Source organism: Rhizobium cauense (assembly GCF_019511525.1).
GTDB lineage: Bacteria > Pseudomonadota > Alphaproteobacteria > Rhizobiales > Rhizobiaceae > Rhizobium > Rhizobium cauense.
Genome location: NZ_JAEUAT010000011.1, coordinates 181,108 through 196,397 on the forward strand (window position 1 = coordinate 181,108; position 15,290 = coordinate 196,397).

Genomic DNA, 15,290 nt, shown 5'->3' on the forward strand with positions numbered 1-15,290 from the left:
TGCTCTTGGGTTGCTAACCGCCCTTGACCGAGCCCGCGAGCAGACCACGCACCAGATAGCGCTGCAAGGCGAAGAACACGAGCAACGGTACGACAATGGTGACGAAGGCCGAGGCCGTCAGGATCTCCCAGTTGCCGCCTCGCGATCCGAGCAGCGCGTTCAGGGCGCCTGTCAGCACGAGATGATCCCTGTCGGTGCCGAGGAAGACCATGGCCACAAGCAGGTCGTTCCACACCCACAGGAACTGGAAGATCGCGAAGGACGCGAGCGCGGGGAAGGACAAGGGCAGTACGATACGGGTAAAGATTTCGAAGTCGCTGGCACCGTCGACGCGAGCGGATTCGATGATTTCCCTCGGAAGGCCGGCGATATAGGCGCGCAGCAGATAAATGGCGAGCGGCATGCCGAAGGCCGTGTGGGCGAGCCAGATACCGGGATAGGTTTTCGACGGAGCGTCGAGAAGCATCCCGACCTGGTTATACAGGCGCAGAAGCGGGATCAGCGACATCTGCAGCGGCACGACGATCAGGCCGACGACGAGTGCGATCAATAGAGCACGGCCGGGGAACTCCATCCAGCTTAGCGCATAGGCGGCGAACGCGGCGATCAGGATCGGGATGATCGTCGCGGGGATCGTGACGGTCAGCGAGTTGATGAACGACTGCCCGATCCCCTCACTGGTTAGAACGTTCCGATAGTTCTGCAACGTGAATTCGGCTGGAGTGGCGACCGAAATGTAGACGCGCCGGCCGCCGTCATCCGGACCAAAGGCGGCAGGCTTGGTGTAGCGATAGCTGCCGTCACTGTTGACGGTGAGCGAGAGGCCGTCACCCAGGTCGGCCGTATCGCCCGCCTGGTAGGCGGCCGGCTGCTGGACACGCGTGCCGAACGCCCTGATCGAGCGACCCTGCTGTCCCTCCAGAACATTACCTGCAATGACGTAAACCGCGCCGTCCTGTGTCTGTTGGTCCGCCTGCCCAAGGCGAGCCGCCGCCGTTCGTGAGGACCCAGCGAAGGCCGTCCACCAGCCGGAAGAAACAAGCTGGTCCTTGTCGCGCAGCGCGCTGACGAAGATGCCGAGCGTTGGTATCAACCAAATGATGACGATCAACAGAACAGCGAAGTGAACGAAGAGGCGTGCGGGACCAATCTTGAAGAAATCTCGGGTCAACGTCATCTCAGTGGCCTCCGAGTTCGCGATTTGCGCGGCGGACGTTCCAGACCATGATCGGCGTCACGGCCAGCATGATGATCAGCGCGATGACAGCACTTCGGCCGGAGTCACCACCGCCTCGGAACAGCCAGTTGAACATCAGGTTGGCGAGCACCATCGTGTTCCACTGCCCGTTGGTCATGGTGAGCACGATGTCGAAAACCTTGAGGACGAGAATGGTAATCGTGGTCCAGACGACGGCGATCGTGCCCCAGACCTGCGGCACCATGATGCGCCAGAAGATCTGCCAGCCATTGGCACCGTCGATGACGGCAGCCTCGATCGTTTCCTCGGGGATGCCACGCAGCGCCGCCGACAAGATAACCATCGCAAAGCCCGTCTGGATCCAGATGAGGATGACCATCAGGAAGAAGTTGTTCCAGAAGGGCACCGAGATCCAGACCTGCGGCGTGCCGCCGAACAACTGGACGATGGCATTCAGGAGGCCGATCTGAGTGTCGGTGCCGCCACGGTATTCGTAGATGAACTTCCAGATGACCGAGGCGCCGACGAAAGAGATCGCCATCGGCATGAAGACAATGCTCTTGGCGATGTTCCCCCACCAGATGCGGTCGGTCATCACGGCGACGACAAGCCCAAAGAAGGTGCAAGCGGCTGGCACCACAGCCAGCCAGAGGATGTTGTTGAAGATCGACTGGCGGAATTCGCGATCGGTGAAAGCCCACTGATAGTTCGCAAAGCCGACAAACTGCTCACCTGAGCGATCATAAAAGGACAGGATCAGCGTCGCGATGACAGGGTAGACGAGGTAGACAACAAGCAGAAAAAGCGCGGGCCCGATGAACAACCAAGGGCGGATCATCGCCCGGCGGTTCAGGTTGCGCGCGGCGTGGTGGATGTCACCATCCTTCACCGGCAATGACCAATCGAGAATCTTGTTCGAGAAATAGAAATAGGCCGAGCAGGCAAAAACCGCGACGACCACAACTCCCAACGCCGAAACTATCTGCGACAGCATTCGTCCCTCCCTCTGCTACCCTGCCTATCCTGTAGGGTTTGCGCACCAATCGTCCGTCGCTCTCAGCGACAGTCGACAATGGCCGGACACTCCCAGTATCCGGCCACGCATTTCAGCCATGCCGCCGTAACCGACGGCATGGAACTCAGGCGATGTTACTTGATCGCATCCCAGGCACTCTGGATTTCCTTGCCGGTGTCTTCCGCAGACTTGCCACCAACGAAATCGACCATGCCTGTCCAGAACGCACCCGCACCGATCTTGCCCGGCATCAGGTCGGAACCATCGAAGCGGAAGGTCGTCGCGGTCGTGAGGATCTCACCTTCCCGCTTCATCTGGTCGTTGGCGTAGGCTGCCGTGTTGACGCCCTTGTACGGCGTCAGGAAGCTGGACTGCGCCATCCAGACTTCGTGTGCGATCGGCGTCTTCAGGAATTCAACGAACGCCCGGGCGGCCTTGGAGTCCTTCGTGACGGTTACGAGCGTACCAGCGCCCAGAACCGGCTTGCCGAGGTCGGCATGTGCCGCATAGGTCGGCATGTAGAAGAAGTCGGCATCCTGACCGAGCTTCGTGCCTTCTGGGAAGAAGGACGGAATGAACGAAGCCTGATGATGCAGATAGCACTTGGGCGGCACGCCGAAGAGCCCCTTCGGGCTGTCGCGGAAGTCGGTCGCGGCAACGGCTGCCACACCACCACTGACATACTTCTCGTTCTTGGCGAAGGAGCCGAACTCCTCGATGGCAGCAACCACGGCCGGATCAGTGAACTTCACTTCGTTGGTGGTCCACTTGTCGTAAACATCAGGCTTTTGCTGGCGAAGCATGATGTCTTCGATCCAGTCCGTTGCCGGCCAGCCGGTCGCACCACCGGAACCGAGGCCGATGCACCACGGCACGCCGCCGTCCTTGACGATCTGGTCCGTCAGGGCATGCAGCTCTTCCATGGTCGTCGGGACCTTGTAGCCTGCTTCCTTGAAATTCTCAGGCACGTACCAGACGAGCGACTTCACGTCGGCCTTGTATGGGAAGGCGTAGAAGGCTTCCTTGCCGTCCTTGCCCTTGTAGGTACCATAGCCAACCCAGCTGTCGCCGGCGCCGTAGTTTTCCTTCACCCAAGCAGACGTCTCATCGCCGAGCGGCGTCAGGAAGCCCTTGCCAGCGAGATCGGCGAGAAGGCCCGGCTGCGGCAGGATCGCGATGTTTGGCGGCGAGCCAGCCTGCGTATCGATGACGATCTGCTGCTCGTAGTTTTCCGAAGACGAGTACTTGGCGTCCACGCCGGTCGCTTCGGTGAAGTAGGCCAGAATGCTGCGGAAGAAGGCTTCATCTTCGCCGCGCCACGGCCCGAAGATCGTCATCTGCTCGCCCTTCAGATCGGCATGAGCAGCCTTGAAATCGTCGTAGCTCTTCCAGTTGAACTTCGAATCCTGCCCGGGGGCAAACTTCAGATCAGCAGCAGACGCAGCACCAGCTAGAAGCGCCGCCACAGCGACACCCATCAAAAACGTCTTTTTCATGTGATCAACCTCCCATCACAATCCCAACCGCGCCTTTGGCTCAATGTTCCAAAGCGCTTTGACAAAAGCACTCATTTCACTTTCGACGGAAAAGAGTCAAGCCATTTTGCTAAAAGCACAGAGAATGCGACCGTTTATCCCGCATCGTCAGCGCCATACCTTGGGAATATGGAGCGATTTTTCTTGTTTCAAGCGGCGCAACTGCTACATAATTGAAAGCGCTTTGGATGCCATTGGGAGCTGACATCCAGTGCGAGCGGAGGAAGCATAACACGTGAATCTCAAACAGCTATCGGAATTGCTTGGCCTGTCGCAGACGACGGTAAGCCGTGCATTGAACGGCTATCCCGAGGTCAATGAAGCGACGCGCGAGCGCGTGCTGCAGGCGGTAAAAGAAACCGGCTACCGCCCGAACAAGGCGGCGCAACGGCTCGCGACCGGCAAGGCAGGCTCGATCGGGCTGGTGATGCCGACCGCCCCCGACCATTATTCCGACGTGCATTTCGGCGAGTTCCTGACCGGTCTCGGCGAAGAGGCTGTCCGCCACGATTTTCATTTCGTGATCATGCCTGCGGATCCGAACGACGAGGTCGGGGCGCTCAGGCGCCTGGCGATCAGCGGCAATGTCGATGCGCTCTTTGTCGCCTATATGCGTGGCCACGATCCGCGGCTGCCAATGCTGAAGTCGCTCTCCATGCCGTTCCTCGTGCATGGCCGCTCCTTCGGCTCCGAGCCCGACTATCCCTATCTCGACATCGACAACGAGGCCGCCTTCTATGATGCCGCCCGGCTGCTGCTTCAGCTAGGCCACACCCGCTTTGCCCTCCTGAACGGACCCGAACATCTCGACTTCGCAATCCGGCGGAAAAACGGCCTTGTCGCTGCTCTTAGCGAGCGTGGACTGACGGTTGCCGAAGACTGCATGAGTCACACGTCGATGACGGACGAACTCGGCCAATCCGCAATGGAGCGATTTCTACAGATGCCTGAGAGACCGACAGCAATCCTCTGTTCAAGTACCGTGCTGGCGCTCGGCGCGATTCGCGCCGTCAACCAGGCCGGACTGAGGCTTGGAGAGGACGTTTCCCTGATCGCGCATGACGACGTTCTGCCGCATCTGAAGCCCGAGAACTTCTCCGTACCGCTGACGACGACGCGCTCGTCGCTGCGCGCCGCGGGTGTACGCATCGCCCAACGGCTGATCGGGACGGTGAAGCAGGACGGGCCATTTCCGGAGCAGGAACTCTGGAAAACCGAACTGATCGTCCGCGCCTCGACAGGCCCGGCTCCAAGGCAGGATCAGAATTTGGGCGGCGTCTGACCAGCAGCACGATGGGCTGCGATAACGGTGTTGGCCATCAGCATCGCAATGGTCATAGGACCGACCCCACCCGGAACCGGCGTGATGACATCGGCGACCTTTGAAGCCTCGTCAAAGGCAACGTCGCCTACGAGGCGCGTCTTGCCTTCGCCCTTTTCGGGGGCCGGAACGCGATTGATGCCGACGTCGATCACTGTAGCGCCGGGCTTTACCCAGTCGCTCTTGACCATCTCCGGGCGCCCCACGGCAGCGACCAGAATATCCGCGCTGCGGCAGACGGCCGGCAAATCCTTGGTGCGCGAGTGAGCGATGGTGACGGTCGCGTTGGCATTCAGCAGGAGCTGCGCCATCGGCTTGCCGAACAGGTTCGAGCGGCCGATAACCACGGCACTCAGGCCTGAAAGATCTTCGCCATGCGTGCGACGCACGAAGACCATGGCACCAGCCGGAGTGCAGGACACGAGGCCCGTTTCGAGATCGCCGGTCGCGAGCTTACCGGCATTGACGACGTGCAGACCGTCGACATCCTTTTCCGGCAGGATCGACTGTATGATCGCTTCAGATTTCAGATGCTTCGGAAGCGGCAACTGGACAAGGATGCCGTGGATCGACGGATCATTGTTCAGAGAAGCGACAAGCGCGGCCAACTCCCCTTGCGTGGTTTCGGCCGGCAGGGTGTGCTGAACAGACTTGAAGCCGCACTCCTTCGCCATCTTGCTCTTGGAATTCACGTAGGCATGGCTGGCCGGATCGTCGCCGACGATGACGACGGCAAGGCCTGTCTTGACGCCACTCTGCTTGTCCAGCGCCGATGTCGCTGCCTTCACCGTTTCGATTACGGACGCTGCAACCTGTTTGCCGTCGATCACTGTCGTCAAGACTGTCTCCTGCCCTTGCTTTCGCTTATCGTAGCGCATGGCGCTCAGCGCGAGTTGCCTGTCCACGCCCTATCCTGCCTAAAACGGCAAATGCAAGAACAATCGTGTCGTGGCAAGGTCAGGATGTAGCCGGTCGGGTGCGCAGCCTGTGGCGCATGGCGGCAAGCTCGGCGCGGATGATATCCACCTCTTCAGGTGCATTGACCCGATCCTCCGCCTGTCGTGAAGCGGCGGCCTGCACAGGCGCGGAAGCAAGGAGCGACGGCTCCTTCCTTGCGGACGCGGCCAAGGTGGCCCGCGCTCGGACGGAGATGGCGGCGAGGCCAAATGCAAGTCCGGCAAGAGCACCAAGCAGCGGAGCAAGCCAGGCTTGACCTGCCGGCAGCACGGCGACGTTCAGAGCCTTTTCCAGCCGTACTGTCCCCGCGCCGGGCGGGACGGCTCCTGTGGTGATCGCATCCTCCAGGCGCGAGCGCGCGGCGCTCGCCTTGTCGCGCAGCTCGGTGAGCTTCGCCAAATCGACACCCGTGTCTTTGCTCCGAGCAATAAGCGCGTTGCGATGGCTGTTAAGCTGGCGCTTCTCTGCCGTGACGGCCTTCACATCGTCATTTGCTTCCCGAAGCATACGATCAAGATCCTCGGCGATCGCGTTGCGCAACCCGTCGACCTCCGCCTGCTGTGCCTGCAGTCGGGGATGGCGGGGGCCGAGGTTGGCCGACAATTGTGAAAGCGACAGTTGCGCCGCCACATATCGGTCGCGGTGATCGAGAAGTGCAGGCGACATGAGGTCCGCGGCTGCGGTACCGGAGAGGATATCGCTCACCGCAGTAGGCTTCAGCCGCGCGGCCTTGTCCTGGGCACCGACGATCCGCTGTTCCGCTGCGGTCAACTCGGCATCAACGCCTGCAATCTGCTGCTGCAGGTCGGTCGCGACCTTCACATTGCCTTCACCGCTTTTCTGGGTGAAGGAGGCGAGCTCGAGGCGGGCCGCATCGTCCGCGTTCTTCAGTAAACCGCCGTCGGCAGCGGCAATCTTGCTTCCGGAACCGGCCACCACCGATGCAAGGTAACCGGCAATCCGCGTGGATTTTTCAGCACTGCCTGTCGTCACGGCCAAGCTGATCGTGCCTGCGCGAGGATCGGTCGCGGTATGGATCGCAGACGCGAGTGATGCCTCAGCGCGCGAAACAGGGTCGGCTGCCGAGCCATCTGTCGACAACAGATCGACCGCCACCTTGAATGCGTCGGACGATGCGCCTGAAAACTCCGGGTCGTGATCGAGCTTCAACGCAGCGACCGCGGCCGCAATCGTGTGGGAGGATGAAAGCGTCTTTTCGGCCGCCTTGGCGACGGCAGCATTGTCTCCACCGGCGCCGTGTATGGCGAGCGTGCCTTCAGCACTATAGAGCGCCGGTTCGACGGGGATAAGCGTGCCACTCGCAGCACCCAGCGCGCACATCAACCCGGCAACGGCGAGGTGTTTAACGCGTCCCTTCTTGGCAACCGCCTGCGTGGGGAGCGCGACCTCGGGCGAGGCTGCGGGAAGCGGATCGAGGGGTGTGGCCTCGACATCGTTTGCGGCTTCAAGCCGCTTGCCCAGTATCGTTTCGATGCGACTGACAAGCGGAGGCGCTACGACGGCATCACAGTTGGCCTGCTCTTGCTTCAGCGCACGCTCGATCACGCCCAGCAATCTCGCCTCTGCGGCCGGCATCGCCGACGCATCGAACGATGACGGCATGGGGCCGCCCGCTGGCGCCGCAGGCGAGCGGAAGGCTTGGTTTCTCGGATTGCGGTCGCGCATCGCCACATCTCACGCGTATGAACGGTCGAGCCCAGCCGCGGGGTGCGGATGGTTAACCAACCTTAAATCGTCATGGCAAAGAAATAGTTAACTGGCGTCAACCTATCGGCGCGACAAGCGACCCTTAGTAGGGTCGCTTCAATATCCGCTTACGGCGTGTCGCGCGATGGCGGAGCACGTAATACAGAAAAGCGGCCGAGCCGAAACCGTGCCGCAAGGGCTTGAGCCTGGCCATCCGAACGACCTTTGGCTCGCGCGCAAATGCGCCGGCCGTGACTTCGAACAGATCGCCGACATTGAGCACGAGTCGCGCGTGGTCCGCCCGAATGTTCTTGCGAAGCCATTTCTCCCGTGAGGGACTGCTCGTGCCGACGATAAGGATGTCGAACTTCTGCCGGTCAAGGTCCTCGACCACCACCGATGAGACCTCCTTCTCGGAGAAGCCCTCAGACACGACAACGACGTCATGCCACGGTGCGTGCCGCCGGAACTTCGCAGCCGTCTTGTTCACCGCTTCGCGCGGGCCACCGATAAGGCCGATACGTCGTGGCGGCTCCATGAAGGTCAGCAGCGCCGGCACGAAATCGGCAGCCTTGAGGCTGGCAGGAAACGGCGACCCGTGCGCCACCTTCGATGCGAGATCAAGACCCGCGCCATCAGGAAGCAGCAAATCCTGCGAGAGAACGGCACGGTATTCGCGATCGCGTAGCGCCATCAGCATTTTGTGGGCGTTGACGAACGATACGGATGTCTGCCCCGCCGGGATCGTGAGGAGTTCGTTGACGAATACGAGCGCATCGTCCCAGCCAAGATCGCAGACAGGTAGATCGAAAATTGCGCGGCGCGAGGATGGGACCGCGAAGTTCGCGATCAGGTTCATGCCGGCTTCCTGACGGTAGTGTTTCATGCTGCTGCATCCAGGGAACATCACATAGCCGCACCGGACGACTCAACATCGGCCGATCGGGTCGCCTGGGAGCGCGTGAAAGAATTCCGGAACCGGAATGCCGGTGCACGGTCAGCCCATCGACAGGGCTTGTAGCAGGGCGAGTTCAACTATCCCTTAGAGAAATGACTTCAATTTTTCGCTGCGAAGAAAGACACCGTTAACCAAGTGGGTCAGCCGGAAACGTAAAGCGGCGCCAAAGGCGCCGCTTCCGAAATGAGCCTACTTACTCGACCTTTTCCGCGACTGACGCCGGGGCCACGACGTTGACGGGCTTGGCCGTCTTCTTCTGCTGTCCGGATGCGTTCGCCTTGACGTCTTCCTTGGATAGATAGTCCAGCTGCTCCAGCATCACCTGGTCGATATAGTCCCCGCCCAGATGCTTGTTGATGTCCTTCTTGATCATCTCCCGGAAGGCATTCGGATCGAAAGACTTCATGTTGGAAATGTCGACCATCTTGTTGCCGACGAGCAGCGTGAACAGTTCGTCGGTGGTCAGCTCCGTCAGAGGCAAGGTGAGGTTCTTCACCGTCTCCTTGTTCATCATGAAGGACACCTTGCCGAGGAAATAGCCGGTGACTGCGCCATCGGCTATAATCGGCACAGTGATCGTCTCGCCCTTTACAAGCTCTAACTGGCTTTGCTTTGAATCATCGGGAGCCGGTGCAGGAGCCGTCGCCATCTGCACCGAGAAATAGACCGATGCCAGCGTGATCGCGCAAACCCAGACGCCTGTCAGAACGAGCTTAATCATCAAGCGTCACGTGCCACAAATTGCTCTTGGGAATAAGTGCCGTCGGCATCAGCATCCTGGACGGCGCTCTTCAGGAGATCGGCAACAGTGCGGACCGCTTCCAGATGAGCCTCCACGCGCCGTGCATTCAGCGCAAGCTTCTTCTTCAGGCCATGCAACTGGTCAAGGTGCGAAGCCGCCAGTTCCTTCGGATCCGTGTCGCGGAAGAGCATGGACAATTCGTAAAGGCAGCGGCTCTTATGGGTATTCGACACCTTGAGATCGAATTGCGGATCGTTGCCGATACGCGTGTTCTCGTTGTCGATGATCATTTCGAGGCGTCCAAGAACCGATTTGATGCGGTATTCGTTCGAGATTATTTCCATTTTTGTCCTCGATTCCCTCAGGCGTCATTGGCGGACTTGTTGTCCGCAGTTGGTGTACCGAACGTCTTGCGCTGGAAGTCGTCGATCATGCTCAGCGCCATATTGCGATCGTCCTGATCGGTGGAGGCGTTCGCGACCTTGCCCTCCTGCTTCTTCAGCGCGTCTTGATAAAGCTGCTTGGCGATGCCGATGCCATCACCCTTGGAAATCTCGTTGCCGAGCTGTTCGGCCATCATGCCTTTCCAGATATCGCCGGTCGCGCCCTTGCCGTAGACTTCCTCGCTGTCGTTCGGCAGCATGTTCTTGATGAAGTTCTGCAGAACCATCGCCTCGAACTTGCGGTAGGTTTCCGGCACCTCTTCCGTCTTGGTGCTGCGGTTCTTGCTGTCGCTCAAACCGGTCTTGCCCGCGGCGCGGTCGAGAATATCGACGGCAGATGTAAAGCCATTGCCTGCTTCCGCCAGGCTGTTGGCGGCAAAAGCAGCCTGGTTTGCCTTCAGTTTTTCCTGGGCTGCCTGAACCTCAAGCGGGTCGGCAGCTTTGACAACATCCAGGACCAGATCACTCGGAGGTGAAATAGCCAAGTCACAATCCTCTTGATTAAGATTGCGACGATTATGATTTTTGAAGCTTGCTGGAGGCTGGCGTACCGAATTTTTGATCGATGAGATCATAGACTGCGTTGTCGTCGGCTTCCCGGCGCTCGGTTTCAAGCGCCTCGCGCATGCCGTCCTCCAACCGGTCGCCCTTTGCCCGCTCCTGCATGACCCGCATCTCGTGGATCTGCTGCATGCCGGTCAACTGCTTGTCCTTGATGCCGAGCCGGTTGAAGCGATCGGCATAGCCCTGCGAAAAGGCATGGTGGACCGGATCCATGGAGCCAAGCGCCAGAATGACGCTGTCCATCTGTTCGTTGACTTCCGCGCGCTGGCGGCTCGTTTCGGCAAGATCGAATTCGGCCATCTGCTCGAGATGCCGCTGAACCGCGACGAGGCGCTTGAGTTTCTGGGAGCGCGTCTTGTCCGTCATACCGTTACCTGCCGATGAACACGCTGGCGAAAGATTGGGCGAACTGACTGACAAGCGCCGCAACCGAGAAGTAGAAAAGGAAGAGACCGCCGAGAAGCAGATAGGGCGTCGATATGAAGTACACCGGAATCTGCGGCGCCAGCTTGTTGATGAAGCCGATAGCGATGTTGAACATCAGGCCGTAGATCAGGAAGGGGCTCGACAGCCGCAGCATGATCATGAACGTCGATGACAATGTGTCGGAAAACGAAATGAGCGTGCTGCGCATCGGCATGACGCCGCCGAACGGCATCGAGGTGTAGGAATCCACCAGCGCTCGGAACACGACATGATGAAAGTCCATCATGAACAGGATCATCATGCCCGCGAAGGTTATGAAACCCGAAAGACTGGTTTCGAGGGTGTCTTCAAAAACATCGGCCGCGCTCGGCTGCGTGTAGCCGATCATCATCGCGATGACGCTGGCCGCGAACTGCAGGCCGAGCGTGTAGAGACGTGCCAGCATCCCGTACATGACACCAATCAGCGATTCGCTGAAGATGAAGCCGATATAGGTGGCATTCGACGTATGGACGATCGGATAGACCGTGTCCCATAGGACAGGCAGGATCGCAAGGGACAGGCCGGCGGCTATGAAAACCCTGAGCTGCGGTGGGACGCGGGCCGATGAAAAGCCCGGCATCGCCAAAACGCAGCCGCCAATCCGGCAGAAAACAAGGAAAAGCGCCAGAACAGTCCCTTGCGGGTCAGTTATCATGAAATCGAGCCCAGAATCTTTATCTCGATGCCCTTGGCCAGCTCGACATGCGACAGGACCGGGAGCGTTGCGAACAACCGTTCGATGATCATGCGCACATAGGAGCGTGTTTCCGGCGAGGTGACAAGGGCGAAAGGCAGGCCGCGGTCCATGAATTCACGGATAACGCTCGTTGCTTCTTCGCTGAATTCCTCAAGCATGCGCGGATCGATGTCGAATTCCACGACTTCGCCCTTGTTGTCGCGTTTCAGGGCCTGGTGGAAGGCGAGGTCCCACTTGCTGCCGAGTCGCAGCACGCGCAGCACACCATTGTCCGCGAGGTCGCCGCAAAGCTGCTGGGCCATACGCACGCGAACATGCTCGACGATCTGCTCGGTCTTGCGGACATGCGGCGCGAGTTCGGCTACCGCTTCCAGAATGAGATGCAGGTTGCGGATGGATACGCGCTCCGCAAGCAGAAGCTTCAGCACAGCCTGCAAGCCGGAGTAAGACATGTGCGACGAGCAAATCTCGTCCGCGAGCTTCTTGTATTCCGGATCGAGCCTGTCGATCAGCACCTTCACGTCCTTGTACGACAGGAGTGCCGGCAGGTTGTTGCGAATGACCTCGCTCATGTGGGTCAGCACGACGGACACGTTGTCGATCGGCTGGAAGCCCTCGCGTTTCAGATCATCAGCAAAAGCTTCGAGGATGGAAACGGCCGGCATGCCGAAGGCGGGCTCGCGAATTTCGTCGCCGGGAATACTCGGCTTGCGGCCTGAACCGGTGACGACGAGAACTTCACCGACACGCAGCAAGTTGGACGCGACGGTCGTACCGTGAATGCGGATCTGATAGGACTTCTCGGAGATGCCGATATCGTCGGTGACCTTGATCTCAGGAACGACGAAGCCGTACTGCGTCGCGAATTTCTTGCGCATCTTGCCGACGCGGAAGGCGAGTTCCTGGTGGGCGCCAAGCAGGCGCGTCGAAACCATCTTGCCGAGGGCGAGCTCGATTTCGGAGGTGCGCAGAACCGACTTGACGGAGTCCTTCTCAAGTTCCTTGTTCTGGACGACCTTCTTTTCTTCCTGCTCGCGCCGAGCCTTGTTCTCGGCCTCGACCTGACGCGGGATAAACCAGCTACCGAATGCGAGAAGAGCGGCAAGGAACATGAACGGGACAAACGGCAGGCCCGGCATCAACCCGAGGATGGCCATCAGCACCGCCGAAACCGAAAGTGCGCGAGGATAGCCGCTCAACTGGTTGACGACCGCCTGCTCGGTCGAGCCTACGGTGCCGCCGCGCGACACGAGAAGGCCGGCTGCGAGTGAAACGATGAGGGCCGGCATTTGCGACACAAGGCCGTCGCCAACCGAGAGCTTGACGAAGACGTCGGCGGCTTCGGAAATCGGCATGCCATGGCGGAAGTAGCCGATGATGATGCCGCCGAAAATGTTGATGCAGGTGATCAGAAGGCCGGCGATGGCATCGCCGCGCACGAACTTTGACGCACCGTCCATCGCACCGAAGAACGAGCTTTCCTCTTCCAGCTCCTTGCGGCGGCGCTGTGCTTCCTTCTCGTCGATGATGCCGGCCGAGAGGTCGGCGTCGATCGACATCTGCTTGCCGGGGATGGCATCGAGGGTGAAGCGTGCGCCGACTTCCGCGATACGCGTCGCACCCTTGGTGATGACAATGAAGTTGATGGTGATCAGGATCAGGAAGACGATCAGACCGATGACGAAGTCGCCGGACATCACGAGGCTTGCAAAGCCTGCGATAACGCCTCCGGCGGCGTCGTGACCCTGGTGCCCATGCGAAAGGATGACGCGGGTGGTTGCGATGTTCAGCGCCAATCGCGTCATCGTCGCGATCAGGAGGATGGTCGGGAAGGACGAGAAATCGAGCGGCTTCTGGATCCACAGCGCCACCATCAGGATCAGCACCGAGAAGGCGATCGAGAAAGCCAGTCCCATGTCGATCAAAAATGGTGGAATCGGCAGGAACAGGACGCAGATGATAACGATGATGCCCATGGCAAAACCGATATCACGTACGCTAAGTCCGGCTTTCGGGAGGGGAAGTGCGGGAGGTTGCGCCATTTCGATTCCGTCTCTTCATGAGAGGTGCGGGCATGATGCCCACCAATTCGGACCGAGTGTTAAATGGCGAAGCTTGCGCGAAGGTGGCTCAGAAGCCGGATTGAATGCGCGAAAACACCAGGTTGGTGAAAATCGAAATCTGCGATCCGACGAACGGAGCGGAGATGCCAATGGTGACGAGGACGGCGACGATCTTGGGAACGAAGGTGAGCGTTGCTTCCTGAACCTGTGTCAACGCCTGGAACACGGCGATGATCAGACCGATAATCATGGCCGCCGCAACCGCCGGGCCGGCAGAAACGAGAACGGTCCAGATCGCTGCCTGGAAAAGGTCAAGAGCATCAGCTTCATTCATCGCCAGGCAACCTCATATCGCCTTGCGGTTCGCCCGAGGTGGCCGAACCGCGTCATAATTGCACTCAGCTCGACGACGGAGTGTCAGTCGTCGGCGCCTTGTCGGACAGGGTGATTCCCGCCTGCACAAGGATACTCTTCCCGTCGGTCGTCGTCGCGATAATTCCGTCGGAATAGACCTTGACCGAAGCAACCGTGCCTTTGACGGTGCCGTCGGCGCTGGTCATGTACTTGCCGATGTAGCTACTGCCCTGTGTCAGGCTCGAACTCGCGAGCAAGGAGTCCAGTTTCGTGTTCGTCTGGATCGTCTGTTCGACCTGCGAGAAGCTTGCCAGCTGAGACATCTGCTCGCTGGCATCCATCGGGTCCGTCGGATCCTGGTTCTTCATCTGGGCGATGAGCAGTTGCAGGAAGCTGTCGTAGTTCAGCGTCGCCTTCGTCTGCGCGCTTGCCGTGCTCGACGAAGTCGAACTCGACGTGCCTGAAACGCCGTCTACCGCCATGGTGCAATCTCCTTGCGAATCTGCTCGACCATCGTCGGCGGCATTTCCTGATTGTTGAGGATGCTGTCTTCGATCGAATAGAGACCACGGATCGCCTTGAGTGCGTCAAACGCGCGTCCCGTCGAGACGAGGCCGTCGATGCGCTTCAGTTCGGCAAGAACCTCTTCATTCCGGAAGCAGGTCAGCAGCATGGTGATCGACTTGCGGAACATCGCAGTCGACTGCTCCTTGCCCTCAGGATTGATGAGGATCATCTGCGCGATGAAATAGAGCTGGCGCAGAGGCGTCGTTGCATCTTCCGGCTGGAGGACGTGGTTTTCGAGAAGGAACGTTACATCATTCAGGAATTCCAGCGCGACCTTGCGATCGACGCGCAGGACCGCACCGTTGATGAAGATTTTTTCCCCGGCTTTTAGCGAGATACGAAGTGTGCTTTTCATTTTAGGCCATCCCTGATGATGGTGGTAACGTCTATAATGCCTTGGTAATTCGTCGATTGCCGGCGCCTGATCCTATCGCACTCCTTCAAGATCCAGATCGCGATGGAAATGAGGTTGGCCCGCAGTTGGACCTCAAGCTGATTGTCCGTATGCTTGAGGTCTTCGATGAAGCTCACCCAAACACGCCGGGTATAGAACAATGCATCAATGGCTTCCCGGCTGTACTTCTCTTTGTCCCGCGCAATGGACAGCAGCTCGATGGATCGATCGAGAACCTGACGCTCCCGCTCCTTCGCATCGGCCACCGAGTCCTGTATGACCTCGGCGTAAGAGAACTGATACATTC

The 15,290-nt window shown here is 59.3% G+C and carries 17 protein-coding genes; 1 reads left to right on the top strand and 16 read right to left on the bottom strand.

All coding sequences use genetic code 11. The features are described 5' to 3' along the window. Window positions 1-13 precede the first annotated feature (13 nt). The 3 genes from JNB88_RS20975 to JNB88_RS20985 all read right to left on the bottom strand — a co-directional run bounded on the left by JNB88_RS20975 (window position 14) and on the right by JNB88_RS20985 (window position 3,709). On the bottom strand, window positions 14-1,177 hold the full coding sequence (locus JNB88_RS20975) for a carbohydrate ABC transporter permease (RefSeq protein ID WP_037139255.1): 1,164 nt from the start codon (window positions 1,175-1,177) through the stop codon (window positions 14-16). Window position 1,178: 1 nt separating this feature from the next. Further along, the gene (locus JNB88_RS20980) at window positions 1,179-2,192 is read right to left on the bottom strand and encodes a carbohydrate ABC transporter permease (RefSeq protein ID WP_037139252.1); all 1,014 of its coding nucleotides are present in this window, start codon (window positions 2,190-2,192) and stop codon (window positions 1,179-1,181) included. 155 nt (window positions 2,193-2,347) lie between these two features. Further along, window positions 2,348-3,709 carry an ABC transporter substrate-binding protein gene (locus JNB88_RS20985; protein ID WP_220357096.1) on the bottom strand — a complete coding sequence of 454 codons (1,362 nt, stop codon included), beginning with the start codon at window positions 3,707-3,709 and terminating at the stop codon, window positions 2,348-2,350. A gap of 274 nt (window positions 3,710-3,983) precedes the next feature. Here JNB88_RS20985 and JNB88_RS20990 point away from each other — a divergent pair, with 274 nt between their 5' ends. After that, on the top strand, window positions 3,984-5,030 hold the full coding sequence (locus tag JNB88_RS20990; protein ID WP_220357097.1) for a LacI family DNA-binding transcriptional regulator: 1,047 nt from the start codon (window positions 3,984-3,986) through the stop codon (window positions 5,028-5,030). Here JNB88_RS20990 and folD read toward each other — a convergent pair. The 13 genes from folD to flaF form a co-directional block, all read right to left on the bottom strand. Beyond that, entirely contained in the window at window positions 5,009-5,908 is a 900-nt protein-coding gene (folD, locus tag JNB88_RS20995) for a bifunctional methylenetetrahydrofolate dehydrogenase/methenyltetrahydrofolate cyclohydrolase FolD (RefSeq protein WP_220357123.1), read from the bottom strand. The two genes, JNB88_RS20990 and folD, sit on opposite strands and share 22 nt — an antisense overlap. A 118-nt stretch (window positions 5,909-6,026) precedes the next feature. Then, window positions 6,027-7,649 (bottom strand): GumC domain-containing protein, encoded by a 1,623-nt coding sequence (locus JNB88_RS21000; protein WP_223217272.1) that lies wholly within the window; start codon window positions 7,647-7,649, stop codon window positions 6,027-6,029. A gap of 187 nt (window positions 7,650-7,836) precedes the next feature. Beyond that, window positions 7,837-8,592, bottom strand: coding sequence for a WecB/TagA/CpsF family glycosyltransferase (locus JNB88_RS21005; protein WP_220357124.1), 756 nt, complete (start codon window positions 8,590-8,592; stop codon window positions 7,837-7,839). 292 nt (window positions 8,593-8,884) lie between these two features. Then, window positions 8,885-9,412 carry a hypothetical protein gene (locus JNB88_RS21010; protein WP_220357099.1) on the bottom strand — a complete coding sequence of 176 codons (528 nt, stop codon included), beginning with the start codon at window positions 9,410-9,412 and terminating at the stop codon, window positions 8,885-8,887. Next, window positions 9,412-9,777 carry a hypothetical protein gene (locus JNB88_RS21015; protein ID WP_037139240.1) on the bottom strand — a complete coding sequence of 122 codons (366 nt, stop codon included), beginning with the start codon at window positions 9,775-9,777 and terminating at the stop codon, window positions 9,412-9,414. Before JNB88_RS21015 ends, JNB88_RS21010 begins: the two co-directional genes overlap by 1 nt. Window positions 9,778-9,794: 17 nt before the next feature. Further along, on the bottom strand, window positions 9,795-10,361 hold the full coding sequence (locus tag JNB88_RS21020; protein ID WP_220357100.1) for a rod-binding protein: 567 nt from the start codon (window positions 10,359-10,361) through the stop codon (window positions 9,795-9,797). A 31-nt stretch (window positions 10,362-10,392) separates the two neighbouring features. Beyond that, the gene (locus JNB88_RS21025) at window positions 10,393-10,806 is read right to left on the bottom strand and encodes a hypothetical protein (protein ID WP_037139234.1); all 414 of its coding nucleotides are present in this window, start codon (window positions 10,804-10,806) and stop codon (window positions 10,393-10,395) included. 4 nt (window positions 10,807-10,810) lie between these two features. Further along, window positions 10,811-11,563 carry a flagellar biosynthetic protein FliR gene (gene fliR / locus JNB88_RS21030; protein ID WP_220357101.1) on the bottom strand — a complete coding sequence of 251 codons (753 nt, stop codon included), beginning with the start codon at window positions 11,561-11,563 and terminating at the stop codon, window positions 10,811-10,813. Further along, a complete protein-coding gene (flhA, locus tag JNB88_RS21035) occupies window positions 11,560-13,647 on the bottom strand; it encodes a flagellar biosynthesis protein FlhA (protein ID WP_220357102.1) in 2,088 nt (695 codons plus the stop codon). The genes fliR and flhA overlap by 4 nt, the downstream gene beginning before the upstream one ends. Window positions 13,648-13,735: 88 nt before the next feature. After that, complete coding sequence (gene fliQ / locus JNB88_RS21040) at window positions 13,736-14,002, bottom strand: flagellar biosynthesis protein FliQ (protein WP_037139226.1); 267 nt, start codon at window positions 14,000-14,002, stop codon at window positions 13,736-13,738. Window positions 14,003-14,066: 64 nt separating this feature from the next. Beyond that, window positions 14,067-14,504, bottom strand: coding sequence for a flagellar hook assembly protein FlgD (gene flgD / locus JNB88_RS21045; protein ID WP_220357103.1), 438 nt, complete (start codon window positions 14,502-14,504; stop codon window positions 14,067-14,069). Continuing rightward, a complete protein-coding gene (gene flbT, locus JNB88_RS21050) occupies window positions 14,495-14,944 on the bottom strand; it encodes a flagellar biosynthesis repressor FlbT (RefSeq protein ID WP_037139222.1) in 450 nt (149 codons plus the stop codon). Before flbT ends, flgD begins: the two co-directional genes overlap by 10 nt. Next, entirely contained in the window at window positions 14,941-15,288 is a 348-nt protein-coding gene (gene flaF, locus JNB88_RS21055) for a flagellar biosynthesis regulator FlaF (RefSeq protein WP_037139220.1), read from the bottom strand. The genes flbT and flaF overlap by 4 nt, the downstream gene beginning before the upstream one ends. Window positions 15,289-15,290: the final 2 nt, after the last annotated feature.